Consider the following 26,589-nt stretch of genomic DNA (forward strand, 5'->3'; position numbering starts at 1 on the left):
ACGTGCTGAATGTCTGGGATTCTGATGCAACGCATCCTACACCTGCACCTTTATGTTCTGCAAATGCTCCCTGATGGTGCCAGCAGCCTGAATCTGTTCGAATGCAAAAGCGCTATTTTTATATTAATGCGTTATTTAAAGTTAATTAAATCAATTACTTATTCATACTTATAATTCATTATTCATAATTGGTATGGGCTTTGCTTTGTATCCCGGCAGCTGACTCTCGGCACGAGCCTGGGGACCCGTCCCGCGACCCGCGCCGGACTCACAGGCGGAACCAACACACGCATGAAGGGGATACGAAGATGAAAAAAATAGCAACGCGCGCCTTGCTGGCACTGAGCTTTGTTAGCGCACCTCTCTTTGCAGGGGAATCCATTGAACTCAAGGTGCTGGGGCAGCCGGGTGCAACCGGACTGATTCAGCAGGAAAAGGAAAAGCCGTTTTTCGAGAACCTGGCTCAAAGTACCGGATTGCCACTGGACGTTAACTTCAAGCCGCTGGACTCCACCGGTATCAAGGACGTGGAGGAGCTGCGCACCCTGAAATCAGGGTTGTTCGATATCGTTTCACTGCGTTTTTCCCAGGTGTCACGGGATGAGCCAACGATTCTCGGGCTTGACCTGGTTGGCCTGAACCCGACCTATGCCGAGGGGCTGGAAACAACCAAGGCGTTTGGCCCGGTTGTGGACAAGCGATTGCAGGAACGGTTTAACACCAAGCTGCTGGGTGTCTGGCCGTTTGGTCCCCAGGTGCTGTTCTGCAATGCGCCGATCACCAAGCTCGGCGATATCAAGGGACTCAAGGTGCGGGTTTACGATCAGAACCTCGCAGCCGTCATTGACTCGGTCGGTGGTATTCCGGTGCCGCTGAGCTTTGGCGAGGTGCACCAGAGCCTGGCGCTAGGTGTGGTGGACTGCGCCATTACCGGCCCGAGTTCCGCCAATACCGCGGGATGGCCGGAAGTCACCACCCATGTGCTGCCGTTGGGCTTTCAGATGGCAATTAACGGCTATGGCATCAATCTGAACACCTGGAACAAACTGAATTCCGAACAGCAGGGCACCCTGGAGCAGGCCTTTGGCACCCTGACGGATGAGATCTGGCAGTATTCCGAGGAGCTGTTCGAGGATGCCAAGCGTTGCAATGTGGGTCAGGAACCTTGCTTGTACAACAACAAGTTCGACCTGGTTGAAGTGCCGGTAACCGCTGAGGATATCGCGCTGGTCAAGGATGCGGTAAAGGCCATTTCCTACCCCACCTGGGCCGAGATCTGCGACAAGACCAACCCCGCGTGTTCCGCCGACTGGCGCGCTGCCGTGGGTGGCAAGGTCGGCTTCAATTAACCTGGCGGGGAAATAGATTCCCCACCTGTTTATCGGACACGCCACAAAAATGGGCGCTGTGCGTTAACGGGCTGATTTTTGGGGGGCGCGTTGGGCCCGTATTCTCAATCGAAGGCCCAATGATGATGCGTCCTCGCATCATCTGTTAACCCAACGGGTTAACAGCGACTCAAGGAGTGCGCCCCGGTGCCTGCGCGGTACCGGGGCGATGTCGCAGTGCATGGAGACTGATGCATGAAAACTACAGAACGTATCGCGGCCCTGGTGTTTGGCATAATTTTTGTGCTGCTGTCGTTGATGATTACACTGGAAACCCTGTTACGAAAGCTCTTCAGCACCTCACTGCAGGGCGTCGACGAGCTGGGCGGCTATGCGCTTGCCGTCGGTTCGACGATTGCCTTTACGCTGGCGTTGCTGGATCGAAATCATATTCGTATCGACCTGATTCATACTCGGCTGGGATCACGCTGGAAGACGGCGCTGAACCTGGCTGCCAGCCTGCTCATGGCGTTACTGGCCGGGCTGCTGTGCTGGATGGCTTGGCTGCAGATCAGCGAAACGCTGGAGTATGGCAGCACCGCGCAGACACCCTGGGCAACGCCGCTGATTTATCCTCAGGCGGTCTGGTTTGCCGGCCTCACTCTGTTCGCGCTTTGTGCAGCGGGGCGTGCCTGGAGTGGTGCACTGCTATTGCTGCGCGCTCGCGTGGCTGAATTTAATCAGCATTTCGGGCCGCGAGGGCTGGATGAAGAGTTGCGCCAGGAGCTGGATGATATTGCCAGGCGCAGTGCGCTGGCAGAGTCTGCGACTGCATCCGTGCAGCCAGGGCAGGTGTCATCATGACAGTCATGCTGGTGTTTCTGGCGTTCGGGCTGATGCTGGGCATGATCCTGCTGGGTATGCCGATCGCGGTCAGTATGGTGGCGGTGGGTGGGCTGTCCGGTGCGCTGGTGTTCGGCTGGCCGTTTTTGCAGTCCACGGGCGCGGTGGTCTGGAGTGTGCAGAACGAAAACATTCTGACCGCCATACCGCTGTTCATACTGTTGGGGGAGCTGATGCTGCGCAGCGGCATTGCGGACCGCATGTACCAGGCGTTGTCAGTCTGGTTTGGTCGCCTGCCGGGTGGTCTGCTGCATACCAATATCGGCTGCTGCGCACTGTTTTCCGCCACGTCGGGATCGTCAGTGGCAACCGCGGCCACCATTGGCACCGTGGCACTGCCGCCACTGCAGGCGCGGGGCTATCCCATGCGTCAGTCACTGGGCAGCCTGGCCGCCGGTGGCACGCTGGGTATCCTGATTCCACCAAGTGTGAACCTGCTGGTGTACGGGTCCATGACCAGCAACTCCATTGGCAAGCTGTTCATGGCGGGCCTGTTGCCGGGACTGCTACTGAGCCTGGCATTCATGACGTACATTTTCTGGAGCAACCGGGGGGCTGACAGTCTGCGCGAAGAACCACTGCCGCTGGTGCAGAAACTGGCGGCGTCGGTGCATCTGGTACCGCCACTGATTATCTTTGGCATCGTCATGGGCAGTATCTATTTCGGTATCGCCACGGCGACCGAATCGGCGGCGCTCGGTGTCGTGGCGGCACTGTTGCTGACCTGGAAGGCGGGCCGGCTTGACGGCGCGTTTCTGGAAGCGAGCTTTTTACAGACGGCGCGTATTACCGGCATGATCATGCTGATCATCACGGCAGCCTTTCTGCTGAACCTTACGGTGAGTATTACCGGTGTGATCGATGCGCTGACCCTCTGGGTTACCGGTTTTGGGCTGACCCCAACCGGCCTGCTGCTGATCCTGATGCTGTTCTATCTGCTGCTGGGCATGTTCATGGATGTGCTGTCCATGCAGGTGGTAACCATTCCGGTCGTCTATCCGATTGTAGTGGCGTTGGGCATCGACCCGATCTGGTTTGGCGTGTTCGTGGTACTGATGTGCGAGCTGGGCATGATTACGCCGCCGGTGGGCATGAACCTGTTCGTGGTGCAGAGTGTGCGCAAGGATAACGGCCCCATCAAGGATGTGATGTGGGGGGCAATGCCCTATGCCGGTATCATGATGCTGTTCACGCTGCTGCTGATGGCACTGCCACAGATCGCGCTCTGGCTGCCGAACCTGATGTGGTGAGTGCACTTCCCTGGGCCTGGCCCAGGGCTCACTCCTCGGCTCATTCCCCGGCAAAGAGACTGCGCAGGGTTTCGATGCGCTTGCGGTTCACGCCCAGGTCCGAGTAGCCCAGGCGCGAGGCGGAACGCACCTGGATACGCTGGGCGTCGCTGTCCAGGCGAAACTCCACATCATCGATAAACCTAAACAGTCGGCTGCGATAAGTCGCCCAGAGGTAAGCATCTGTGCGGGTTTCAATCTGTCCGCCCTGGGCCTGAACGCGGTCTTGCAGCCGTGCCCAGGCCTGGGGTGGGGAGTCTGTAAAGGTCAGCGGTGCAATCCAGTCGGGGCTGTCCGGATATTCACTGCCCACGCAGTTGGGCGTACCGGGGCAGGGGGCGAGCCGGCCATCATGTACACCCAGGTTCGAGGGTGCCTGGGAGCTGCAGCCGGCCAGGTACAGCAGCGTGGGTATCCACCAGGTCAGTCGCGAATTTTTTTTCATGGCGTATGGGCCTTGTATCGGCAGGGCAGGCTCGAGTATGCACTTCTATGCTTATCCTTGAATCTTAGCAGGCGGTGGAGCCTGGTGGCACAGGAGGCGAAGCATGATTAAAGATGCATACGGGACGGTGGCGCCGGCACAGGCGACCCTGCTGTCTGGACGCAGCAGTGACCTGGGCGCAGGATTGATGGTGAATAGGCTCTTGCCGCAGCGGGCGTTGCGCATGGTGGGCCCCTGGTGTTTTCTGGACCTGATCGGGCCCGTGACCTTTGCCCCGGGCCAGGGGCTGGATGTGGCGCCCCACCCGCATATCGGCTTGCAGACGGTGACCTGGCTGGTCAGTGGCGCCCTGCTGCATAAAGACAGCCTGGGGTATGAGCAGCGAATTGCACCGGGCGAACTCAACCTGATGACTGCCGGCGCCGGCATTGCCCACTCCGAGGAAAGCGCGCCGGGCTGTCATGATGCACTGTTCGGCGTGCAGTTCTGGGTGGCGCTGCCGCAAAGCGCCGAGTGTTGCGAACCCTCCTTTGAACACCTGGATGACTTGCCGCGATTCGACCGTAACGGTGTGAAGGGCTGTGTGATCATGGGTTCCCTGGAACACCTGATTTCGCCGGCGCGCAGCCATTCGCCCCTGGTGGCGGCCGAGTTTTCCAGTGCGGCGGGCGGTGAGCTGCCGCTGGTGCTGGATCCGGTGTTCGATTATGGCCTGTGCGTGCTCAGCGGCCGTCTGACGCTGCACGGCGAGGCCTGTTCGTCACAGCCTCTGCAACCCGGCGAGTTCTGCTTTCTTGGCGGCAATCGCCGCACGCTTGGGCTGTCGCTCTCCGCCGGGGCGCGCTGTATTCTGCTGGGGGGGCAGCCCTTTGCCAAGCCGGTCAAAATCTGGTGGAACTTTGTTGCCCACCGGGAAGAAACCATTCGAGCGGCCCTGGATGACTGGAACAACGAGCGACGCTTCCTGCCTGTCAAGGCGTATCGGGGGCCGGCCCTGAAGGCGCCGCCCTGGCCTGACAATGGTCGTCTGAAGTAGGCTAGCAGCCCCACTCGAATCGGCCGACGGAACCGCTGCCCATGAATTCTTTGTGTGAGTTACAGGATATCGCCGCGTTGCTGCGCTCGCGCATCGCGCTGATTGCGATCAGCAGTCATGATGAAAAAGGCGTACAGCAGTTGCTCTGCGAACTGGTGCGCCATGAGCGCAGGCCGCTGTTCAAGTGGAGCCTGACCGAGGGGCTGGCGCGGCTTGATACGCCGATGGCGGCGCAGCGGATGCATGCCCAGCCGGTAGATGCACTGGGGCACATACGGGCGGTAACGGTACCGGGTATCTACATGCTCGCCGACCTGCATCCCTTTCTCGAGGATCCGCTGCATGTGCGCCTACTCAAGGATATTGCGCTGGATGAACGCCATACCCTGGTGCTGGTCAGCCATGCGCTCGAGATACCGGCAGAACTGGATAAATTCACCGCCCGAGTGCGGCTGGCGCTGCCCGGAGCGACGGAACTTGAGAGCATTGTGCGCGAGGAAGCGCGGTTATGGAGCCAGCAAAACGGGGTGCAAGTGAAAACGAGCCCCCAGGCACTGGCAATGCTGGTGCGTAATCTGAGCGGCTTGCCGCGCATTGATGTGCGCCGGCTGGCCCGCAATGCGATGGCCGACGATGGTGCCATTACCGCGTCGGATCTGCCCCAGGTCACCGAGGCCAAGTACCGCCTGCTTGGCAGGGATGGGGTGCTGCAGTTCGAATACGATAGCGTCAGGCCCGACCAGGTGGCGGGCTTTTCACGCCTGAAACAGTGGCTCGGTACGCGTCGGCCGTTTTTTCTGGGCGAGTCCGAGGCGCCGGGCGGGCAGCGCCCGCGTGGGGTCATGCTGCTGGGGGTGCAGGGGTGCGGCAAGAGTCTGGCCGCACGTTCGGTCGCCGGTGCCTGGGGTGTGCCGCTGTTGCGCTTTGATGCCGGTGCACTGTACGACAAGTATATTGGCGAATCCGAGCGTAATCTGCGTGATGCACTGGCGACCGCGGAGGTGATGGCGCCCTGCGTGCTCTGGATTGACGAGATCGAAAAAGGCCTGGCGACGGGAGAGGGCGATCAGGGAACCTCAAGGCGCATTCTCGGCACCTTGCTGACCTGGATGTCGGAGCAGCGGGGTGCGGTCTTCCTGGTGGCGACGGCCAACGACATTCAGGTGTTGCCGCCGGAGCTGGTGCGCAAGGGCCGTTTCGACGAAGTCTTCTTTGTTGATCTGCCGGGGCCACAGGCCCGTGCCGAAACGCTGCGTATTCATCTGCGCCGCCACAGTGCCGAGCCTGATCAGTTTGATCTGGATGCGCTGGTGCAGCGCAGTGAGGGCTTTTCCGGCGCCGAAATTGAACAGGCCGTGGTCTCGGCTTATTATGCTGCCCATGCCAAGGCAGGGGCGCTGGATACAGCGGGGCTGCTGGATGAGTTGGCGGCGACCCGGCCTCTGTCGGTGCTGATGGCTGAACCGGTGGCACAGTTACGCCAATGGGCCCAAAGTCGGGCCGTGCCCTGCGACTGATGCAGTGCAGCGTATTAACGCGTCAAGCGGCTTTTCAGGCTGCATTCAGGCGCACCTAGCGAGGATTCAGTATGAGCTCACCCATGCAAGGCCGCTGCCTGTGCGGCGCAGTGCATTACCGGATAGAGGGGCCGTTTCGGCGCTTTATGCTTTGCCATTGCAGCCGTTGTCGTCATGCGACCGGCTCATCCCATGCCAGCAACCTGTTTTGCAAGCCGGATCAGCTGCAATGGCTGAGCGGGGCCGAGCAGGTCCAGCGATTCAAACTGCAGGAGGCCGAGCGTTTTGGGCGCAGCTTCTGCCGTACCTGTGGCGCGCCGGTGCCCTTTGTCAGTGAAGATGGCACCTATGTGAACGTACCGGCAGGCTCGTTGGATGATGCACCGGGGATCCTGCCCCAGGCACGTATCTTCTGTGCCAGCCGTGCGGTGTGGGATGACGCATCGATGGACGCGGTGCCGTGCTTTGATGCCTATCCCGTGGACATCTCCTAACGGAGCCAGGGGTGCATCGCCGGCGGTACCGCTGCTGCACAGGTTCTTGTGTGTTTTCTGTGACGCCATGCGGCGTATTTGTGCAGGGGTGCGCCGGGGTCAGGCTTCGGCGTTCATGCTAACTGTGTCCGGATGACCGGCGTTTTAAACTGGGCGCCTTGATCGGGCGCAAGGAAAGGTTACAAGCTTGAAGCAGCGCTATCTGGAGTTCGACTACCTGCGGGGCATTGCCATCCTGGTGATTATACTTGGACACGCGGTGGTTAATGTGGGCGGGAATTTGCCACTGGCGCTGCAGAATCTTTTTGCCGGTGGCACGGCCGTGTTCGTGTTTATCTCCGGGTTTTTCTTTCACAGTGTTTTTTATCGCCGATTTGAATACGGCGACTTTATGCGCAAAAAAATTCAAAACGTATTTTATCCATTTATCGTTATATCGCTGGTTGCGTTGCTGCCCATGATGCTGGCATGGCTCGGCAAGCCTGGCATGACAGTGGCCAAGTTCCTGGAGAATATCTACTGGCAGGTCAACGACGGCTACATTCTGTATCCGCACTGGTATATTCCCTATGTCATGGCACTGTTTGCGCTGTCGCCTCTCTATATACTGTTTATCCGCGCCAGCGCGCTGGCGCGCCTGTTGCTGTTGTTGGAGTTCGCGCTGATCGCGATGCTGGTACACCGGCCATTGGGCAATGCCAATGTGCTGCAGTCACTGGTCTATTTTACCCCTTACTACCTGGCCGGCATCCTGTATTCGATCCATTTCGCCGTGTTGAACCGGCACCATCGGCTGCTCTTTGCGGTGTCGTTACTGGGCGTTTCGCTCTTTCTGGTATTGCAGACACTGGTTTTTCCGCACCTGGCAAACTATCACAAGGCTGCGCTGATTTATGACGGTGTCGATCTGATGTTCTGGCAGAAACTGTTTCTGTGTGTCGTGTTGCTGGAATTTTCCAGCTGGCTGACGACGCGCCCGGAAAATCGCCTGTTATTGCAGGTGTCCGCGGCCAGTTTTGCCCTGTTTTTTATTCATCCCATGGTGCTCACCGAGGTACACAACCTGTTGCTGCCGTGGCTGAAAACCTTGCACCCCGGTGTGCTGCTAAACCTGGCGGCGACCCTGTTGTCGCTGGGGCTTGCGACGGCAGGCAGCTTTGCCGTGGCCTGGCTGGTGAAGCAAACCTGGCCGCGACATAGCCGCATGCTTACTGGATGGTGAAAGGCCTTTGCGGGCCGGGTTTATTCCACCTGAATCGTGATTTTTTCCGACATGACTGGGGGCTCGAAGGGGACATGCTTCATGTCCCCGAGCATCAGTTGCAGGCTATGCTCGCCGGGTTCCAGAGTGAGCTCCACTTCGGTCTGGCCGCCGCCAAAATGCTTTACCGTACCATCCATCGGCATACCGGCAGGTGGCAATTCTGCACGGTCAATCAGCAGGTGATGATGGCCTGTGCCTGCCTTGTCGGTGCCGGCCGGTGCCACGCCCATGCCGCTGAGGCCAAAACGCACGGTAAAGGTTTGGGGTACTGTTTCACCGCCGGCAGGTGAAATGATATAGGCCCGGGCGCCTTCGGGGGAGGCGGTAGGGCTATCGGCCGAGGCCTGGAACGCCCCAAGTGGTGCCATCAGCGCGATGCAAAGCAGAGTCAGTTTACTAAGCTTCATACAAGCTCTCCATAATGAGTGGGCTGTGCGGCGTCTATGCCGACCCGACTCAGTATGGTCCATAAATTGCTGCTCAGGACAGGTTAAGCCGTAGCGGTGCACATTAGGCGTAGCTTTTGGGAACGGTAGCGGGGATTCGGGCTTGAACAGGAATTGCCGGGAATGCCGCTATCGACGGGTACCGAAACAGCGCAAGCTGCATTTCGGACTGAATTTATTCAACGACACGGAGAGATGATTTTTATGAAAATGCCTTATTTGCTTTGTTCTGCAGTGCTGCTGACCAGCGTGGCGCTGACCGGTTGTGGAAATGACGAGGCTGATAAAAAGGCCGAGGTTGAAACCACTGCGCCGGTTGCAGAAGACGCCCAGGGCGAACCTGCGAAGACTGCGGAAGTTGAAGCACAGATGAATACAACGGGTGAAGCGGTTGAGGAAAAGGCGGAAACCGTTGAGGAAAAGGCTGAAGCCGTAGTTGAAGCAGGCAAAGAAATTGCCGTCGATGCTGCACAGGCCGTGACTGAAACCGCCACCGATATGGTCAAAGGCGCCCAGGATATGGCCGCCGATGTAGCCGATGGAGCCGCTTCCCTGGCTGACGAAGCCATGGGCAGCGAGGAAAGCACGCCCGCTGAGGCAGAGGAAAAAGCGGCTCAGTAAGCCAGGACGCTGCGTGCCCGAAGCGAAGACCCTTGCCGGTCGGCGCTTCGGGCATTGTCATTTATGTCACCCGCGCTGATAAACCCATTCCAGCATCGCCTTCTCAAACGCCCGTACCGGGTGTTGCAAGGGATCACGCCAGGACGCCCGACGGGCAGCATCACTCAGGCTTATCCCGGATACCATCAGCACAAACAGATAGCGCTGGCCCGAGGCCCCGGTGATATAACCGGCCAGGTTGCTGGTGCCATTAAGGGTGCCGCTTTTGGCGCGCACATTGCCGCGCAGCGGCGGCGCACGCAGCGTGCTGCGATAACGCAGCGTGCCGGACTCGCCAGCCACGGCCAGGGCCTGGTAACTGATGGCTTCAGGCGTGCGGGCAAGTTGCCGTAACAGTGCCGCCAGCTGGGAGGCCTGCAGCAGATTGTCCCGCGAAAGACCTGAACCATCGGCCAGGGTGGCCGGTTCCAGACGTTGCCCCAGCACATCTTCCAGCCGACTGGTCATGGTCCGCACACCGCTTCGAAAGCTGCCTGGATCGCCGGCCTGGTGGCTCAGGGTTTTCAGCAGGCTGTCCGCAATCAGGTTATCCGAATCCTGCAGCATCCTGGGCAGCAACTGCGACAGGGGCGCGGACTCAAGCTGCATGACGGCCTGCCAGCCAGACCCCGCATTGCCGACACCGCGAACCGTTCCCTGCAGCTGGATACCGAGGTCGTTAAGCTGCTCTGCAATGACATCGCGCACGAAGGCGACCGGATCGTTGACGGCAAAGTTCAGCGGTACGATCTTGCGATTATTGGCTACACAGCCGTGCAGACGGTAGTGGTTGCCGGGGCCCGTATCCATCTCGAGTTCGCACAGCTGTTCCTGCTGCTGTTGCAGCGTGACCGTCGTGACCTCAGAGTCCACCTCAATCGGCTGGTGCGGCGGCACGAAGAAGCGCGCATTCGTGCCGGGTGCATTCGGTGTCAGGCTCGCGGCTACGCAGTTACCGTCCAGTATGATCGCAGACGCCGGTGCGCTGTAGCACACACCCAGGTTGTTCCAGGGCCAGCCATTGCCGCGGTCGTAGCCATCGAAGGCGGAGCTGTCCAGCAGCAAATCACCACTGATGTGGGTGGTGCCGCTCTGCTTGATCCGCTCCAGCAGCTGGCGCAGCTGTGCCCGGCTGAAGTCCGGTGCACCACTGAACTCAAGGCGCCAGTCCCCCTGCCAGCGGTTGTTGCGCTGCTGGCCGCGGCGCCAGAGCCGGGTTTGATAGCTGAAGTCCCCCCCCAGCTGCAGCTCAGCTGCATAGGCTGTCAGCAGCTTGAGGGTGCTGGCGGGAGGCAGCAGCAGGTCGGACTGATAATCAATCTGCACGGTTCCGCGGTGATCCAGCGGCTCGACACGCAGTCCGATCTGGCTGCCAGGAGGGGCCAGTGCCAGCAGTGACTGCCAGCTACCGGTAGCGACGTCGGCACGGGCGCCGCCAATACTTGCAAGGGTTACACACAGCAGCAGAAAAAATCGCAGTTTCATTATCTTGGCAGGGTCCGGGTAAGGGGGCAGCAGTGTTGGTCAGCTGGCAAGGATAACAGTTCAGAGAAGACGACCAGATATAGCAAAATGATGCGTAGCTGCACTCGGACGAGTCGGTTATGCATGGGGTGTGGTGGCGTTTTGAGTGACGCCGGCGAGCAGGGCTCGCGCCCGCGCTTGCTGGAATCAGTCCTGGATGTTGTCCAGACGAATACCCAGGGCCGCCTCCAAAGCGTCGAGTTTGCTTTTCATGGCGTCGATGGTATTGGTGCCATCGCTGAGCTCGGGAGACATGCGAATCATGTCCAGCGCTTCGACCAGAAAGGATTCCTCGTTCATCTTTGCCAGTTGTTCTGCTGTCCAGCGTTTGCTCTTGTACATGGGGGAAACCTCGTAAAACAGTCTTTAAAGGTATGGATTAGGCAGACTGCTTTTGCAAGAAGTTCCTTGGCAAATGGCGGGGCGCCCGCCAGTGGCATGCGCCGCCGGCGGGGCTCAGGCGGCCATGCGTTTCAGTCTGTGCAGCCAGCGCTGGCCGAAGCTGTTCACGAGGAGTCCCAGCATGACCAGCACAATGCCGACGGCCTGTATGCCCGACAGGCTTTCATCCAGGATCAGCCAGGCGCATAGCAGGCCGACGACCGGCACCAGCAGGGTAAGCGGCGCGATGCGCGAAGCCGGGTGCTGTTGCAGCAGCCAGGCCCAGCTGCCATATCCGAAGATCGTTGCCACCAGGGCCAGGTAGGTGAGCGACACCAGTGACTTGATACCCATTGAACTGAGGCTGGCCAGGATCAGCTCCGGGCCTTCGGTCAGCCAGGACAGCAGCATGAAGGGAAGTGGCGGAATCAGGGCCCCCCAGATTACCAGGCTCATCAGCTGGACCGATCCCTGCTGAGCGATGTGCCTGTTGACGATATTGCCCGCCCCCCAGCTGGCTGCGGCCGCGAGAGTCAGACCGAAACCCGTCAGGGTCATGCTGGCTGCATCGGCCTGGCCGGCAAGAATGCCCAGGCCGCAGCCCGCAATCAGCAGCGCCCAGAGTTGCTGTACCTGCCAGCGCTCGCCCAGGAACAGTAGCGCGAACACCAGGGTGAAAATCGCCTGGGCCTGCAGCACCAGGGACGCGATCCCGGCAGGCATGCCGGCCTGCATGGCACTGAACAGCAGGGCGAACTGACCAAAGCTGATCGTGATGCCATAGGCAAACAGCCAGCGCAGTGGCAGATCCGGTTTGCGTACAAAAAAGATGGCCGGGAACGCGACACAGAGAAAACGCAGGGCGCCCAGCAGCATGGGTGGCAGCTCGTCCAGCCCCCAGCGGATAATGACGAAATTGAATCCCCAGGCGAGAATGATCAGCAGGGCCAGGATTGAGTCCTTTCTGTTCATGCGTATGCGCACAGTTCCGGCAGTCGAAAAGCGCCATTCTAACGGCTTTGCGTAGCGTCAACGCCATTATTTAATGGCCAGGCGCAGGCGGTTTCCGGCAAATGCAGGACCGCCGCGATTGGATGAGTGGCGCCAGGCAATTGGCTATTGTTTCTCCAGCCAGTTCAGCCAGACGCTCATGCCATCGCCCTGCGTGGCGCTGAGCTGCAGAACCTGCAGGTCCGGCTGGATTTGGCGGGCATGTTCGATACAGTTACGCGTATCGAATTGTACATGGGGCAGGAGGTCGGTCTTGGTGATGAGCAACAGGTCGGCGTGGTGAAAAATGGAGGGATACTTGAGTGGCTTGTCATCGCCTTCGGTCACCGAAACCAGCACCACCCGGGCTTTTTCGCCGAGGTCGAACATCGCCGGGCAGATCAGATTGCCCACGTTTTCGATCAGCAGCAGCGCACCGTCCATTTCAGGTAGCTGGTGCAGGGCGCGATGCACCATGGCGGCATCCAGGTGACAGGCCTGACCTGTCTGGATTTGTACCGCGGGGGTGCCAGTGGCACGAATACGGGCAGCATCGAGCTCGGTTTGCTGATCGCCTTCAATCACCAGCGCGCCGCGGCGGCCGCGCAGCCGGGTCAGGGTCTGTTCCAGCAGTGTGGTTTTTCCGGCGCCGGGACTTGAAACCAGGTTGATGGCACTGAGACGGTGGCCGGAAAACCACTCACGGTTATGCTCAGCCTGGTGGCGGTTGGCGTGCATCAGGTCCTGGTGCAGTGCGATGCTCTGCACTGGCCCAGTGACTTTCTGGGGCGCCTCAGTTGTCAGCTTCGATGTGCGCCCAGGGTCGAGTTCCGTAGCATCACAGCCGCAAATTCCACACATCAGTATGCCTCCATCTGTTCTATCAGCACGTCGTCGCCACCTTGCAGGTCCCGCTCCAGTGCGCCGCAGACGGGGCACGGATCCAGCCAGTTTTGCAAAGAATAGCAGCTGGCGCACCGGCGGCAGGTGGCGCTGCCAGGCTGGCGCCGGATCTTTAGCGTACACCCCGTCAGGGCCTGGGGCTTTTCCATTGCCGTGAAACAGAATTCAAGCGCCTGGGGCTCAATGCAGCTGAGGCTGCCGACGGCCAGTTGAACGCTGAGAACTTGCTTGAGCTGACGCGTCAGTACCTCCTGCTCCAGGCTGTTGCACAGACTTCGGCACAGGCTCAGTTCATGCATGCGAGGCCCCCTGGTGTGACGGTTGCGGTGACAGTTTCACGCCCCCGGAGCGCAGCAGGTCGGCCAGTGCCCGGCTGGCCTCGGGTACGCGCTGCTCGAGCGCGCGGCTCAGCCCGTTGCCCCATTCCAGTGACTCGAAGGGGGCACCGACCAGGCTGATACGGGCCGGTTGATCGCCCAGTGCATCCAGGAGCGCAAGCAGCTGTACGGCGCCCATCTGATGCACGGCGATGGTCTGCGTGGTGTTCAGTGCGGGCAGCGGGTCGGCGATGATAACCGGGTGGTCGGTGCTGTCTGCCTGTACGGCGTCCAGCAGCACCAGCCAGGCGCAGCCAGCGATGCGTTCATAATGCGCCAGGGGCAGATGGCCGGCATAGAGACAGCGGACATGGGCGGGCAATGAATAGCGGGCTGAAAAATGCCGCAGCAGCCGTTCACCAAAACCATCATCGGTACGGTCAGGGTGCCCGAGTGCCAGCAAAATGATGTCAGTCAATACCGGTCTCCCTGCGGGCCCGTGCCGCCAGCCGCCCTACCCATTGCCAGACCGGGGTGTGAACGCCCCTCCCCGGAAGAAGACTGCGGTTGCGGATTTCGGCGATTCGCTGCTGCATCATTGCCCCCCGGACAGAGTCTGCAGCAAGTATAAGATCAGATCAGGTATCGCGCGTGGTGGACCTGTGCCGCTGGACTATGCTGAATAGAATTTCTGATCATCGATCCGGTAAAGCAGATGCAACAGAGCGCCTTCTTGCCCCACCAAGCCTTGGCACAGCTGTTTGATGTGCTGCAGCGCGATGGCTACACCGTGGTTGGCCCGACCGCCGAACAGGGCGCGATCCTGTATCGCCAGCTCGACTCTGTCGATCAGCTTCCCGTGGGTCTGGTGGATCATCAGGCGCCCGGTCGTTACCGGCTGGAGCAACAGGCACATGGACGCTATTTCGATTGGGTGGGAACGGCCCAGGGGCTCAAGCCCTGGCTGTTCACACCCGAGCAACCGCTTATGGTCGCCCGGGAAGTGGAGGGCGGGCTGCGCTTTGAGTCGGTGCATGAGAACGTGCCCCCGACGGCCGTCATCGGCGTGCGCGGCTGTGATCTGGCAGCGCTGGCCCTGCAGGACAAGCACTTCCTGCAGGGCGAGTATCCGGACCCCCATTACAGCACCCGCCGGGAACAACTGCTTTTGATTGCCGTTAACTGCCATCGCAGCGCCGCCACCTGTTTTTGCGTTTCCACCGGGGATGGTCCCGAAGTGACCGGCGGGGCGGATATGGTGCTGGACGAGCTGGACCAGGGGTTCTGGGTTCGCGCCACGAGCCCACGGGGCAGCGCACTGCTGGCCCGCTTGCCCACCCGTCCATTGCCCGGTTGGCACAAGCGGCGCAGCAAGACGCTGAGAAAACGGGCACGGGTGCAGCAGCGTGCGCTGCCGTCCAGGGATCTGCGCACGCCGCTTTATCAGGCGCGCGATGACGAAACGCTCTGGCAGTCGGTCGCTGATCGCTGCCTGACCTGCGGTAACTGCGCGGCGGTCTGTCCAACCTGTTTCTGTTCCCGCGTCGACGAGGAGTCGCCGCTGGATGGCGGCCAGAGTACCCAGGTGCGGCGCTGGGACACCTGTTTCAATGACGAGCACAGCTATCTGGTGGGGCATGTGGTGCGCAAGAGTGCCGTGCACAAGTATCGGCAGTGGCTGACCCACAAGCTGGCCATCTGGCATGACCAGTACGATCGCAGTGGCTGCACCGGTTGTGGTCGCTGTATAACCTGGTGCCCGGTGGGCATCGATATTGTCGAGGAAGTACAGCGCTTGTGCACCGAAGTGAAAGCACAGGAGCCGCACGAATGAATGATCCCTGGCTGCCGCAGCAGGCTGTGGTGATGGAAAAGGTGATGGAGACACCGGATGTCGCAACACTGTCCCTCAAGCTGGCCGATACCGCTGCCCATCAGCGTTTTCGCTTCGACTGCGGTCAGTTCAACATGCTGTATCTCTTTGGCCTTGGGGAAGTACCGATCTCAATCATGGACCTTAGGCAGGGGCTTGTGCAGCACACCATTCGGGCCGTGGGACGTATCAGCCGTAAACTGGTAGCCCTTGAACCGGGCGCGAACCTCGGGCTGCGTGGGCCCTTTGGCAACAGCTGGCCGATAGAGGAAGCCCGCGGTCGGGATCTGGTGTTTATCACGGCGGGGCTGGGATGCGCACCGGTTATTGCCGCGATTCGACGGGTCATTGCGGCCCGGCCGGATTACCGGCGCCTGGTTATCATGCAGGGTGTAAAGCACCGCGAGGATCTGCTGTGGCAGGAGCAGTACGAACGCTGGCGCGAGGTGCCGGATTGCCAGGTTTTACTGGCGGCGAGTGAAGAGAAGCAGGCACCGTTTGCCTGGTCGCTTGGCATGGTGACAACCCTGATCGACAAGGCCCGGTTCGATGTGAACAACTGCACGGTGATGATGTGCGGGCCAGAACCCATGATCCGTGCGTCCATGCATGGTCTGGAGGCGGTCGGCGTCGGGCTGGAGAACTGCTTTGTCAGTCTTGAGCGGAACATGCAGTGTGCCGTTGGACTCTGCGGTCACTGCCAGATGGGTACGCCTTTCATCTGCCGCGAGGGTCCTATTTTCCGCGTGCCGGACATCCGGCAATGGTTTCTGCTGGAGGGGTACTGACAATGGCAAAGGCCAGCGTTGCCGTGCATAAACTCACGTCCTGTTCGGGCTGCCAGTCGGTGATCCTGAATATGGGGGACAATCTGCTGAAGCTGATCGAGCTGGTGGATATTCGGCATTTTATCGAGGCGGGGGTGAATGCCCCCGACGCGCAGGTCGATGTTGCTTTCGTCGAGGGCAGTATCAGTACGCACGAGGACGAAGAGCGCATCAAGCGGGTGCGCGAACAGTCGCGTTTCGTGGTGGCCATCGGCGCCTGTGCCTGCAGCGGGGGCGTGCAGGCGCTGCGCAATGTAAAAGACTCGGCGCACTGGGCAAGTGCCGTCTATGCCGACCCCGGCTATCTCGATTCTCTGGCGGACTCCAGCCCCGTGGCAGAGCTGATCAAGGTGGATCTGGAACTCTGGGGCTGTCCGATCAGCGAGCGCCAGCTGATCGCCGCTATTCGGGCCCTGCTGCACGGCGTTGCGCCGGTGCTGCCAACCGAGAAAGTCTGCCAGGAATGCAAGCGCGCGGGCCAGGTCTGCGTTCTGGTCAGTCAGGCATCGCCTTGCATGGGGCCGGTGACGCGGGCCGGTTGCGGCGCCCTTTGCCCGTCCTTCGGTGCACCCTGCTATACCTGCTTCGGGCCATCCGAGCAGCCCAATTGCGATGCGCTCGGTGAACGCCTTGTCGGCCTGGGTATTCCCGCCCAGCAGGTGGCCGAGCGCTTTGTCTCGATCAGTGCCGGAGCGAAACCGTTTCAGCGTGCCTGGGCACGCTGGCGAATTCCCGTTAAAGAGCTGGAACCATGACCGATCCCCGCAATATACGCCTGCGCGTCCCCGTGATTACCCGGCTCGAAGGCGAGGGCGCGCTGGAGCTTTATTGCCGTGGCAACAGGCTCGAGCGGGCGGTATTGCGGATCTTTGAGCCACCGCGCTTTTTCGAGAAATTTTTGGAGGGCAAGCATTACAGCGAGCAGCCGATTATCGCCTCACGCATTTGCGGTATCTGTCCGATCGCCTATCAGATGACCGGTGTACGGGCGATTGAGCATGCGCTGGGTCTTGAGCCGGGTGACTGGATCAGTCGCATGCGACGTATGCTGCAGTGCGGTGAGTGGCTGCAGAGCCATGCCCTGCACATTCACTTCCTGGCGTTGCCGGACTTTCTCGGTTTTACGCATATGATGGATCTGGCCAAGTCCCATCCCGAAGCCGTGCGCCGCGGACTGCGGCTACAGGCACTGGGCAATGATCTGATCAGCCTCAGTGGCGCCCGCTCGGTGCATCCGGTGGGGCTCAAGGTCGGTGGCTTTCATCGGGCGCCGGCGCCCGAGCAGGTGGCCCTGTTGCAACCGCGCCTGCAGCAGGCTGAAGAGGATGCCAAGGCGCTGGTGCGCTGGACGGCGAGCCTGGAACTGCCAGAAAGTCATCAGGCGTTCACCAGCGTCGCGCTGCACCACGAGCCCGATTACGCCATGAATGAAGGGCGGGTGCGCAGCGATCAGGGGCTGGATATTGCCGCCGCGGACTATCCGCAGCATTTTCGTGAACACCAGGAGCCGCATTCCACCGCGCTCTATTCGTTGCTGAACGGCGAGCCCTACCTGGTGGGTCCGCTGGCGCGCATGAACCTTAACTTTGAGCAGTTGCCGCTCAAGGTACGTGAGCTGGCGGCGGAGTGTGGCATCCGTTTTCCCAGCGATAATATTTATCACAGCATTCGTGCACGCGCGCTGGAGTGCTATTTCACGATACTCGAAGCAAGGCGACTGCTGACCGACTACCAGCCACAGCCTGCATCTGTGCCGGATGTTCCCCGGGACGGCTGGGGCGCGCACTGCACCGAAGCACCGCGTGGCTTGATCTATCATCACTATCGCATCGACGACGCAGGTTTCATCCGATCGGCCTGCATTATCCCGCCAACCAGTCAGAACCAGGCGCGCATCGAAGCCGACCTGTACCACGGCCTGAGCCATTTCGGTCTTGAACACAGTGACGAGGAGTTGCAGTTCTTTGCCGAACGGCTGATCCGCAACTATGACCCCTGCATCTCCTGTTCGGTGCATTTTCTGGATTTGCGCGTTCACCGTTCTTAGGTTCTTGAGCCCTTGTTAATTACGGCGATGTCACCGCTTCTCGTTCGGCTGCCGTTCAGCGATGCAGTGCTGTAGTGGGCCCTGTTTCTGATGCTCGGTATTGTCAAAAAATCCCCGTTTTCCCCTAATTATCGGAAGTTGATCAAATGCAGTGGTTTAACTGGCCCATTCTGGCGGCTGTGATAATGCTGGTCGTGGTTGTATGGATAGTGCGGCGGCGCCGCAGCGCGGCACTGGATGATGCCGCGGTGGCGTATGAGCTTGGCGAGCGTTTGCTAAGCGAAGAACAGAGTCGTTTTCTGGATGTGCTGGAGCAGGCCGTCGGTAGCGACCATCGCGTACTGGCCCTTGTACCCGTGGCCAATGTGGTGACGGTGGACGAAGCACTGCACGGCAGCGCACTGGCCGTTGCAACGGACCGGTTGATGGGGCGGCAGTTCAGCTTTCTGGTCTGTACCCGCGCAGCCCTTGCGCCCGTGTGTGCCGTGGAGCTGGACGAGGCTGCGCCGCGCCGCGCCAAAATGGCACGCCGCGATCTGCAGCTGGATGCGATTTGCGAGCAGGCGGGCTTGCCGCTGCTGCGGGTGCCTGCACAGGGGAAATATCAGGTAGCGGATATTGGCCTGCAGTTCGATGCATTGTTTGAGCCGCCGGTACCGTCACTGGATAGCCGCGAACCCGATGTCGAATCGCTGTTTTCCCAAGGCTTGTCGCTGTCGGCGCGCACTGACAGCAACGCGGCAGACGGCATCGATACGCACGCTGCAGCGGTGATGGAGTGTCCGCGCTGTGCAGCGCCGATGGTGCTGCAGCGGGCGCCGAAGGGGGCTGCACCGGACAAGGCGTACTGGGCCTGCAGTCTGGCGCCCAGTTGCCGTCAACGCATGCCACTGCAGGAACGACGAAACGACGCTGAAGTGAGTCAGCGACTGGACGGGCTGGTTCCCTAGAAAAAAGAGAGGGCAAAAAGGAGAGGGCGCGGGGCGGGCCTGCGCGGCTGCAGCGCCGCGCAACTGCGCCCGCGCAAGCGGCCGCGCCATAGCCAAGGGACGGCGTGTACAGTACAATTTGGCGCAGTTTCAACTGTATGTAAGGCCGGCTGTTTTTACCTGAAAAGAGAAAAAGGCTTGTAATCGTGCATTGATCGGGTTGGTGCTGTTGGGAATTGTAGTCAGGTGGTGTTTGTTTGGGGCGGCTGGGCAATAGCAGCGTTAGGGTTATTGGCAGGGTCCGGGTTTATGGAGCATCACTGACGCACCCTGAAATGCCATTAATATTTTCTCTGATTATCGAACCTAACGATGAAAAAATACTTATTCTTGACGCTGCTTTTTCTGCAAAGCCAGACCCTTCATGCTGCCCTGACTACTCTGTTCAAAGACGATGACGGCAAGACCAACTGGCAATATGTGGCCAACTGGTCGAGTGGCATTCTGATTATTCTGCTCTCGATTGCCGTCATTTGCCTGTTTGTTATCTGGCGCCGGGTACAGAAATCCAACCGGGCGCTCAAGGCCATTCGCAATAGCCTGGAGCAGCGGGTGCAGGAACGCACCGCCACGCTCGACGAATCAAATCGGCTGCTCAAGGAATCCAACCAGTTGCTGGAGCGGGAAGTGGAGCAGCATGTGGTGACGTCGGAACTGCTGAAATCCTCCGAATCCTACATTCGCAACATTCTGACATCCATGCCGCTGATGCTGATCGGCCTCGACAAGCAGGGCCGGATTACGCAGTGGAACAGGAAAGCCGAGGATATCTCCGGTGTTGCCGCCCGCGATGCGCTGGATAAAAAACTGTGGGATGTATACCCGTCCATTACCGTTTCACCACGCCAGATCAGCCAGGCGATGGATAATAACGAGACCGTCAACTTCAAGCAGAGCCAGCCCGGCACCTACCATTTCGATATCACCATTTATCCGCTGCAGGATCACAGCGAGACCGGTGTCGTTATTCTGGTCGACGATGTGACCAAGCGGGTACTGGCGGAAAACATGCTGATCCACCACGACAAGATGTCGTCCATGGGCGAGCTCGCCTCCACCATGGCGCACGATATCAACAAGCCGCTGCAGGCCATTCTGTTTGACCTCAGCAGTTTCCAGAGCCTGCTAAACCAGGGCAACGGGACGGAACCGGGGCTGGGGCGCGAACTCGACAAATTCGGTGCGCTGCTGGCCGATGCGTCCGAAAAGGGCCAGCATGTCGAGTCGATTATCAATAACCTGCTGTCATTCGCCCGTGGCCGGAACGAAGTCAGTCAGCTGGCACACCTGCCGGATATCATGGAACACACGCTGGAGCTTGCGAACGACGTACTGAGTGCGCCATCCCAGCTGCGTTTTCGGGATATCCGCATCGAAAAGCACTATGAAACGGACCTGCCCATGGTGTCCTGCTATGTCACCGAACTGCAGCAGGTCTTTTTGAGCCTGTTCCGCCATGCGTGCAATGCCCTGGGCAGGGCCGAGGCGGCGAACCATGAGCCGCGCATCAGCATTGAGCTCAGCACCCAGTATGATTCACTCTGGATCCGCATTAATCACAACGGTGCGGTGCTTACCAGCGATGAGCAGATGCACCTGTTCGAGCCCTTTTTCAGCGACCAGGCACCGGATCAGACCTTCGATGCCGGCAAGCGCCTGTCGTTCTCCTACTTTGTCATTACCGAACAGCATCGGGGCCACATGGCGGTAACATCCGACGCTGAAACCGGCACCACCTTTCATATCGAACTGAATCCTCAGTAACGCCTCGCCTACGGCTCTGGTGCAGCTCAGCGCAGATTCCTGCTGACAGAGCGCCGGGGCCGATGCTTGTGTTCATGTTTCCTGTCAGCTCTCGATGTTCCGGGCGTTCCTGTGCGAAGCCCGGGGACTCCTGCCATTCGGCTGCGATTCAGCCAGAGTGTGCACAATGGCCCGCCGGTACGGTCATCAGGGAGCGCACACCAGTATCTGCATGCTTCGCTGATGGGCCGGCTTAGTCATCCGCAAAGGAGAACAGCATGGAACAGCTGGAGCAGAATGAAACTACTGGAATGGCGACAGGACGCAGAACTTTTCTCAAACAGGTACTGCTCGGGGGCGGCGTCAGCCTACTGACCGCTGTCCCGGGTGTCCGCCTGGCCAGGGCCGCGGGCGTCACCGAGGCGCTGCTGTTAAGCTGCATGGATTACCGGCTGATCGACGACACCGAGCGCTATATGTTCGAGCGCGGGCTGCGTGATCGCTACGACCATGTTGTGCTCGCCGGTGCGTCGCTCGGGGCCGTGACCGAGGAATATCCGGCCTGGCGCGAAACCTTCTGGGAGCATCTGGAGATCTCGATACAGCTGCACGACATCAAGCGCGTGATCCTGATGGATCACCGCGATTGCGGCGCCTACAAGGTCGTGCTGGGCACCGACCTCAGCAAAACCCCCGGATTCGAAACCGATACCCACGCCTTGCGGCTGACAAAGCTCAAAGGACAGATCAGCGAGCGCTATCCGCAGCTTGCGGTGGAAACGCTGCTGATGGCGCTGGACGGCTCGGTCGAGTCCGTTGGCTGAAAACCGGTTATCAGGTATTGAGTCCGCGACGATGCCGGCGGGATCGCCGCCGGCAACCTGGTAATCAGCCTTGCTTAAGCCGGCGCCTGACGGGCATCTCACCGATGCCCGCAGCCGGAGTGTCGGGACTCAGCTCAGGATGGCAAAGGCCTCATAGGGCGCCAGATCGAGCACTGCGCCGATCTGCGCGCGAGCGCCATAGTTGCCAATGAGGGCCTGGCCCCTGACCTGCAGTCCCGGCGGGACGTCCAGTTGCAGTGGCGTGGAACCAACGTTGGCGACGACACTGAGGGTCTGTCCATCCAGATGGCGGCTATAGGCCAGGATCTGCGGATGGGCTTCCAGCCAGGGGCGGTATTCGCCGTCGACGATCAGCGGCAGGTCCTTGCGCAGCTGAGCCAGGTGCCGGTAATGGGCATAGATGGACGCAGGGTCCCGGCGCGCCTGTTCGGCATTGATATCGGTGTAGTTCGGGTTGATATCGATCCAGGGTTCTCCAGTGGTAAAGCCGGCCCCGGGTGCATCAGACCATTGCACCGGGGTGCGGGCATTGTCACGGCTGTTCTCGTTGGCGCCGGCGATGAAGTCTTCTGGCGCGACGCCGTCGGCAACCTGCAGACGATAGAAGTTCAGCGTTTCCACATCCTTGAACTGATCGATGTCAGTGAAGGCGGCATTGGTCATGCCGAACTCTTCGCCCTGGTAGATGTACGGCGTACCCTTCATCAGGTGCAGCACGGTGGCCAGCATCTTCGCCGATTCGACGCGGTAATGCGTGTCGTCGCCGTACTTCGAAACGGCGCGGGGCAGATCATGGTTGCCCCAGAACAGCGAGTTCCAGCCGTCCTGCGCCAGTGCGGACTGCCATTTGTTCAGGGTGCGTTTCAGGGCCACCAGGTCAAAGGGCCTGGGCTTCCATTTGCCCAGCTTTTCGTCCCACTGCTGGCTCACGTGCTCGAACTGGAACACCATCGAGAGCTCCCGGCTATCGCGACCCGAGTACAGCAGGGCATTTTCGGGGGTAGCGCTCCAGGCCTCGCCGACCGTCACGATGTCCCTTCCCGCGAGGGTTTCGCGGTGCATTTCCTGCAGGTACTCGTGCAAACGGGGACCGTCGGCCGTGATGCCGCGGTCGATATCCTTGCCGATGAGATCGATCACGTCCATGCGAAAGCCACCGACACCGCGGTCCAGCCACCAGTTCATCATCCGCCAGATTTCGCTGCGTAGTGCAGGATTGTCCCAGTTCAGGTCCGGCTGCTTGCGGTCGAACAGGTGCAGGTAGTACTGGCCGGTGCTCGCGTCGAAGGTCCAGGCCGGGCCACCGAAGAACGACTGCAGATCGTTGGGCGGGCCGCCATCCTCGGCCGGGTCCCGCCAGATGTAGAAGTCGCGCTTGTCCGCTTCGCGGGAGGCGCGGGACTCTATAAACCAGGGATGTTCGTCGGAGCTGTGGTTCACGACCAGATCCATGACGATACGGATGCCGCGCTGTCGGGCTTCGGCAAGCAGGCGGTCGAAGTCGTCCAGGGTGCCGAATTCGGGTGCGATATCCTGATAGTCGGAAATATCGTAGCCGTTGTCGGCCATGGGCGAGCGGTACACCGGCGACAGCCAGATGAAGCCTACGCCCAGCTCTGCGAGATAATCCAGTTTCGAGATGATGCCGGGAATATCGCCGATTCCGTCGCCGTTGCTGTCGCAGAAGCTGCGCGGGTAAATCTGGTACGCCGTGGCGCTTTTCCACCAGGGGGCTGTTGTTTCTGACATCGGGGTCTCCTGTGGAAGACAAGGGGCATTGTTGGCTGCCGTCTTGCAAGGTCAATATCTATGCCAGCCCGCCCGTGTTCCAGCCCGGCACGGCGGTAGCGAGCAGGGGCGGGATCGTTCGGGCAACAGGGCCAAAAAAGGCGGGCCTGGGCCCGCCGAACATGCCACATCAGGGCATTGGTGCCGTTCAGAGCCGCAGGATGGCGAAGCCGTTGCCCGTCAGCTGCAGGCTGCCATTGTCGAGGTTCGCGCCTTCACTGATTAGCATTGTTCCGCTGATGCTTTCGACCTGCTGCGTATCTGCACACAGGTTGAAGACGCAGCGGAACTCGCCGCCGCGCACAAACGACAGGATCGGCTCGTCGGTCGTGTCGAAGACGGTCGCGCCGGTTTGAAGGCTTGGGTTTTCACGCCGTACTCGCAGCATGCGGCGGTAGAATTCCAGCACCGAGCCCTCGACATCCAGCTGGGTATCGACGCTGCGCGAAGCCTGGCGCGCCTTCACCGGCAGCCAGGGCCTGGTCTCGCTGAAGCCGGCGTTCGGGGCGTCAGCGTTCCAGACCATCGGGGTACGGCAGCCGTCGCGGCCCTTGTCCTCGGGCCAGAAGGTCAGGCCCTGGGGATCGGTCAGCTCCGTGTATTCAAGCTCGGTTTCGGTCTGCCCGACTTCTTCGCCCTGGTACAGGCAGATCGATCCCTGCTGGCTCAGCAGCAGCGCACCGGCCTGCTTGGCCAGTGCATCCTGGCTGACGGCATGGGGCATCCAGCGGCTGACATGACGCACCACGTCGTGGTTGGAAAAGGCCCAGCACGGCCAGCCGTCCGGCGCGCCGGTGTAGAAATCCTCGATCTGCTTGCGAAAATGCGCCGCGCTGTAGTTGAAGCCGAGCATCTCGAACGAGTAGGCCATGTGCAGGCGGTTGCCGGTAGTGTATTCGCCCATCATCTCGATTGGGTGGTGGGATTCGCCCACCTCGCCGACCAGGGTGCGGGCGTCGAACTCATCCAGCAGTGCGCGCATCTTCTGCAGGAACACCAGGTTCTCCGGCTGGTTCTTGGAGAACAGGTGGTATTGCATGTGGTACGGGTTCCAGTCCGGCTTGTCTTTCTTGCGGTAATCCGGCGGATCGCTGCGTAGCAGCGCATCGTGGAAATAGAAGTTCACGGTATCGAGACGGAAGCCGTCCACACCGCGTTCCAGCCAGAAGCGCATGGTGCCCAGCAGCCACTCCTGCACCGCCGGGTTGTGGAAGTTCAGGTCCGGCTGCTCTTTCAGAAAGTTGTGCAGGTAATACTGCTGGCGACGTGGTTCCCACTGCCAGGCGCAGCCTCCGAAGATGGCCTGCCAGTTGTTCGGCGGGCTGCCATCATGCTGCGGGTCGGCCCAGACGTACCAGTCGGCCTTGGCATTGTCCCGGCTTGAGCGACTTTCTTGGAAGAACGGGTGCTGGTCACTGGAGTGCGACAGCACCTGATCGATGATCACTTTCAGCCCCAGGTCGTGGGCCTGCTCGACCATGGCATCAAAGTCGGCCAGGGTGCCGAAGCTTGGATCGATGTCGGTGTAGTCGGACACGTCGTAGCCCATATCCGCCATCGGCGAGGTGAAGATCGGCGACAGCCAGATGGCGTCTACGCCGAGGTCCGCCAGATAGGGCAGGCGTTGCGTAATGCCATTGAGATCGCCAATGCCGTCGTGGTTACTGTCCTGGTAGGAGCGTGGATAGATCTGATAGGTGACGGATCCTTTCCACCAGTCGGCGTGTGCAGTGGCCATGAGAAAACTCCAAGTATGAGTGTGGTAAATGTTTAATGCCCCCCGGGGAAACGGTCGATACCGCTTCCCGGGTGGAATTCTGCTTCGGTTACCGTCGGGTCTTAGCTCTCGAGCGCGGTCCAGCGGTTGTCGTTGTCATGCGATGCCAGGCAGGCCTCGATAAACGCGAGGTCGGCGACTGCGTCGGTTACATCGGTAAAGTCTCCGCTGCCTGCCAGCAGGCCCCTACGAATCTCGCCATAGAGATTGGCGAATGCTTCCAGGTAGCCCTCTGGATGCCCGGCCGGGATACGGCACAGGTGCTGTAGCGACGGAGGAAAACCGGCACCGTTGCGGCTCAATATTTGCCGTGCTGCGCCGTATTCGGTGAACTGCAGCTGGTTTGGATGCTCCTGCTCCCAGGACAGGCTGGCCTTTTCGCCGATCAGTCGCAGGCGCAGCGCGTTTTCGGATCCCACCGCCACCTGTGATGCCCAGAGCGCGCCGCGGGTGCCATTGCCAAAATCCAGCGTCGCCTGAACGTTGTCGTCCACCTGGCGGCCCGGCACGAAACGGGTCAGGTCGGCGCAGACCCGTTCGGCCGGGCGTCCAGTCACGAATCGGGCGAGGTTGTAGGCATGCACGCCGATATCGCCAAGGCAGCCGGCGCGGCCCGCCTGCTGAGGGTCGGTGCGCCACTGTGCCTGCTTCTGGCCCATCTGCTCCAAATTCTCGGTCAGCCAGTCCTGAATGTATTCGACTTGCACCAGCCGCAGTGCGCCGAGGGTGCCATCAGCGACTATCTGCCGTGCCAGGCGCATCATTGCATTGCCGGTGTAGTTGTAGGTCACCGCCAGTTGGCGGCCATTGTCACGGGCAATGGCCTCGAGTTCGCGCGCTTCGCTCAGCGTGGTGGTGAGCGGCTTGTCGCAGATGACGTCGATACCGGCCTCGAGAAAGGCCCTGGCGGCGGCAAAATGCAGGTGGTTCGGCGTCACGATCGATACCGCCTGGATACCGTCGTGGCGTGCGGCTTCATATCGGGCCATGTTGGCGAAGTCGGCGTATATGCGCTCCCCGCTTACGCCAAACAGTTCGCCTGAGTGCCGGTTACGTTCGGCACTGGAAGAGAAACAGCCGGCAACCAGGTTGAAACCGCCATCCAGGCGGGCGGCGAGGCGATGTACTTCACCAATGAAACCATTGATACCGCCACCGACCATGCCCCAGCGAATGGTGTCTGTCATGGGTTGGCTCCTGTCG

At 60.3% G+C, this 26,589-nt stretch carries 26 protein-coding genes; 15 read left to right on the forward strand and 11 right to left on the reverse strand.

Features of this window, described 5'->3' with window-relative positions:
- The first annotated feature begins 308 nt into the window (after positions 1-308).
- From F451_RS0107425 to F451_RS0107435, 3 genes are all read left to right on the forward strand, one after another.
- The gene (locus F451_RS0107425; RefSeq protein WP_020680724.1) at positions 309-1,349 is read left to right on the forward strand and encodes a TRAP transporter substrate-binding protein; all 1,041 of its coding nucleotides are present in this window, start codon (positions 309-311) and stop codon (positions 1,347-1,349) included.
- A gap of 234 nt (positions 1,350-1,583) precedes the next feature.
- A complete protein-coding gene (locus F451_RS0107430) occupies positions 1,584-2,192 on the forward strand; it encodes a TRAP transporter small permease subunit (RefSeq protein ID WP_020680725.1) in 609 nt (202 codons plus the stop codon).
- On the forward strand, positions 2,189-3,481 hold the full coding sequence (locus tag F451_RS0107435; protein WP_020680726.1) for a TRAP transporter large permease: 1,293 nt from the start codon (positions 2,189-2,191) through the stop codon (positions 3,479-3,481). Before F451_RS0107430 ends, F451_RS0107435 begins: the two co-directional genes overlap by 4 nt.
- 40 nt (positions 3,482-3,521) lie before the next feature.
- Here the strand turns inward: F451_RS0107435 and F451_RS0107440 are convergent, their stop codons facing one another.
- On the reverse strand, positions 3,522-3,965 hold the full coding sequence (locus F451_RS0107440) for a DUF1499 domain-containing protein (protein WP_020680727.1): 444 nt from the start codon (positions 3,963-3,965) through the stop codon (positions 3,522-3,524).
- Positions 3,966-4,068: 103 nt separating this feature from the next.
- Here F451_RS0107440 and F451_RS0107445 point away from each other — a divergent pair, with 103 nt between their 5' ends.
- From F451_RS0107445 to F451_RS25025, 4 genes are all read left to right on the forward strand, one after another.
- Entirely contained in the window at positions 4,069-5,001 is a 933-nt protein-coding gene (locus F451_RS0107445; RefSeq protein WP_020680728.1) for a pirin family protein, read from the forward strand.
- A gap of 41 nt (positions 5,002-5,042) precedes the next feature.
- Complete coding sequence (locus tag F451_RS0107450) at positions 5,043-6,518, forward strand: AAA family ATPase (protein WP_020680729.1); 1,476 nt, start codon at positions 5,043-5,045, stop codon at positions 6,516-6,518.
- A 71-nt stretch (positions 6,519-6,589) separates the two neighbouring features.
- Positions 6,590-7,012 carry a GFA family protein gene (locus F451_RS0107455; RefSeq protein ID WP_026291589.1) on the forward strand — a complete coding sequence of 141 codons (423 nt, stop codon included), beginning with the start codon at positions 6,590-6,592 and terminating at the stop codon, positions 7,010-7,012.
- A gap of 187 nt (positions 7,013-7,199) precedes the next feature.
- The gene (locus F451_RS25025; RefSeq protein ID WP_020680731.1) at positions 7,200-8,234 is read left to right on the forward strand and encodes an acyltransferase family protein; all 1,035 of its coding nucleotides are present in this window, start codon (positions 7,200-7,202) and stop codon (positions 8,232-8,234) included.
- A gap of 20 nt (positions 8,235-8,254) precedes the next feature.
- On the opposite strand, the gene F451_RS0107465 is transcribed toward F451_RS25025, so the two are convergent.
- The gene (locus tag F451_RS0107465; RefSeq protein ID WP_020680732.1) at positions 8,255-8,683 is read right to left on the reverse strand and encodes a DUF4399 domain-containing protein; all 429 of its coding nucleotides are present in this window, start codon (positions 8,681-8,683) and stop codon (positions 8,255-8,257) included.
- A gap of 162 nt (positions 8,684-8,845) precedes the next feature.
- On the opposite strand from F451_RS0107465, the gene F451_RS0107470 reads away from it, so the two are divergent.
- Positions 8,846-9,343 (forward strand): hypothetical protein, encoded by a 498-nt coding sequence (locus F451_RS0107470; protein WP_156826396.1) that lies wholly within the window; start codon positions 8,846-8,848, stop codon positions 9,341-9,343.
- Positions 9,344-9,409: 66 nt separating this feature from the next.
- Here F451_RS0107470 and dacB read toward each other — a convergent pair whose 3' ends face one another.
- The 6 genes from dacB to F451_RS0107500 form a co-directional block, all read right to left on the reverse strand.
- Positions 9,410-10,867 (reverse strand): D-alanyl-D-alanine carboxypeptidase/D-alanyl-D-alanine endopeptidase, encoded by a 1,458-nt coding sequence (dacB, locus tag F451_RS0107475; protein WP_020680734.1) that lies wholly within the window; start codon positions 10,865-10,867, stop codon positions 9,410-9,412.
- 186 nt (positions 10,868-11,053) lie between these two features.
- Positions 11,054-11,248, reverse strand: a complete 195-nt coding sequence (locus F451_RS0107480; protein ID WP_020680735.1) for a hypothetical protein — start codon at positions 11,246-11,248, stop codon at positions 11,054-11,056.
- Between the two features lie 114 nt (positions 11,249-11,362).
- A complete protein-coding gene (locus tag F451_RS0107485) occupies positions 11,363-12,259 on the reverse strand; it encodes an EamA family transporter (protein WP_020680736.1) in 897 nt (298 codons plus the stop codon).
- Between the two features lie 144 nt (positions 12,260-12,403).
- A complete protein-coding gene (hypB, locus tag F451_RS0107490) occupies positions 12,404-13,045 on the reverse strand; it encodes a hydrogenase nickel incorporation protein HypB (protein ID WP_240476450.1) in 642 nt (213 codons plus the stop codon).
- A gap of 92 nt (positions 13,046-13,137) precedes the next feature.
- Positions 13,138-13,479 carry a hydrogenase maturation nickel metallochaperone HypA/HybF gene (locus F451_RS0107495; protein WP_020680738.1) on the reverse strand — a complete coding sequence of 114 codons (342 nt, stop codon included), beginning with the start codon at positions 13,477-13,479 and terminating at the stop codon, positions 13,138-13,140.
- Positions 13,472-13,975 carry a hydrogenase maturation protease gene (locus tag F451_RS0107500; RefSeq protein ID WP_020680739.1) on the reverse strand — a complete coding sequence of 168 codons (504 nt, stop codon included), beginning with the start codon at positions 13,973-13,975 and terminating at the stop codon, positions 13,472-13,474. The genes F451_RS0107495 and F451_RS0107500 overlap by 8 nt, the downstream gene beginning before the upstream one ends.
- A 237-nt stretch (positions 13,976-14,212) precedes the next feature.
- On the opposite strand from F451_RS0107500, the gene F451_RS0107505 reads away from it, so the two are divergent.
- The 7 genes from F451_RS0107505 to F451_RS0107535 all read left to right on the forward strand — a co-directional run bounded on the left by F451_RS0107505 (position 14,213) and on the right by F451_RS0107535 (position 21,800).
- Positions 14,213-15,331: a 4Fe-4S dicluster domain-containing protein gene (locus F451_RS0107505; protein WP_020680740.1), complete on the forward strand. Its 1,119-nt coding sequence runs from the start codon at positions 14,213-14,215 to the stop codon at positions 15,329-15,331.
- Complete coding sequence (locus tag F451_RS0107510; RefSeq protein ID WP_020680741.1) at positions 15,328-16,158, forward strand: FAD/NAD(P)-binding protein; 831 nt, start codon at positions 15,328-15,330, stop codon at positions 16,156-16,158. Before F451_RS0107505 ends, F451_RS0107510 begins: the two co-directional genes overlap by 4 nt.
- A 2-nt stretch (positions 16,159-16,160) precedes the next feature.
- Positions 16,161-16,952, forward strand: a complete 792-nt coding sequence (locus F451_RS0107515) for an NADH-quinone oxidoreductase subunit B family protein (RefSeq protein ID WP_020680742.1) — start codon at positions 16,161-16,163, stop codon at positions 16,950-16,952.
- Positions 16,949-18,244, forward strand: coding sequence for a Ni/Fe hydrogenase subunit alpha (locus tag F451_RS0107520; RefSeq protein ID WP_020680743.1), 1,296 nt, complete (start codon positions 16,949-16,951; stop codon positions 18,242-18,244). The genes F451_RS0107515 and F451_RS0107520 overlap by 4 nt, the downstream gene beginning before the upstream one ends.
- 146 nt (positions 18,245-18,390) lie before the next feature.
- A complete protein-coding gene (locus F451_RS0107525; protein ID WP_020680744.1) occupies positions 18,391-19,194 on the forward strand; it encodes a DUF2726 domain-containing protein in 804 nt (267 codons plus the stop codon).
- 351 nt (positions 19,195-19,545) lie between these two features.
- Positions 19,546-20,997, forward strand: a complete 1,452-nt coding sequence (locus tag F451_RS0107530; RefSeq protein WP_020680745.1) for a two-component system sensor histidine kinase NtrB — start codon at positions 19,546-19,548, stop codon at positions 20,995-20,997.
- Between the two features lie 257 nt (positions 20,998-21,254).
- Positions 21,255-21,800: a carbonic anhydrase gene (locus F451_RS0107535; RefSeq protein WP_020680746.1), complete on the forward strand. Its 546-nt coding sequence runs from the start codon at positions 21,255-21,257 to the stop codon at positions 21,798-21,800.
- Positions 21,801-21,929: 129 nt separating this feature from the next.
- Here F451_RS0107535 and F451_RS0107540 read toward each other — a convergent pair whose 3' ends face one another.
- From F451_RS0107540 to F451_RS0107550, 3 genes are all read right to left on the reverse strand, one after another.
- Positions 21,930-23,570 carry a glycoside hydrolase family 13 protein gene (locus F451_RS0107540; RefSeq protein WP_020680747.1) on the reverse strand — a complete coding sequence of 547 codons (1,641 nt, stop codon included), beginning with the start codon at positions 23,568-23,570 and terminating at the stop codon, positions 21,930-21,932.
- Positions 23,571-23,757: 187 nt separating this feature from the next.
- On the reverse strand, positions 23,758-25,347 hold the full coding sequence (locus tag F451_RS0107545) for an alpha-amylase family glycosyl hydrolase (RefSeq protein WP_020680748.1): 1,590 nt from the start codon (positions 25,345-25,347) through the stop codon (positions 23,758-23,760).
- 101 nt (positions 25,348-25,448) lie between these two features.
- Positions 25,449-26,573, reverse strand: a complete 1,125-nt coding sequence (locus F451_RS0107550) for a Gfo/Idh/MocA family protein (protein WP_020680749.1) — start codon at positions 26,571-26,573, stop codon at positions 25,449-25,451.
- Between the last annotated feature and the right edge of the window lie 16 nt (positions 26,574-26,589).

The organism is Marinobacterium rhizophilum DSM 18822 (assembly GCF_000378045.1).
Lineage (GTDB): Bacteria > Pseudomonadota > Gammaproteobacteria > Pseudomonadales > Balneatricaceae > Marinobacterium_A > Marinobacterium_A rhizophilum.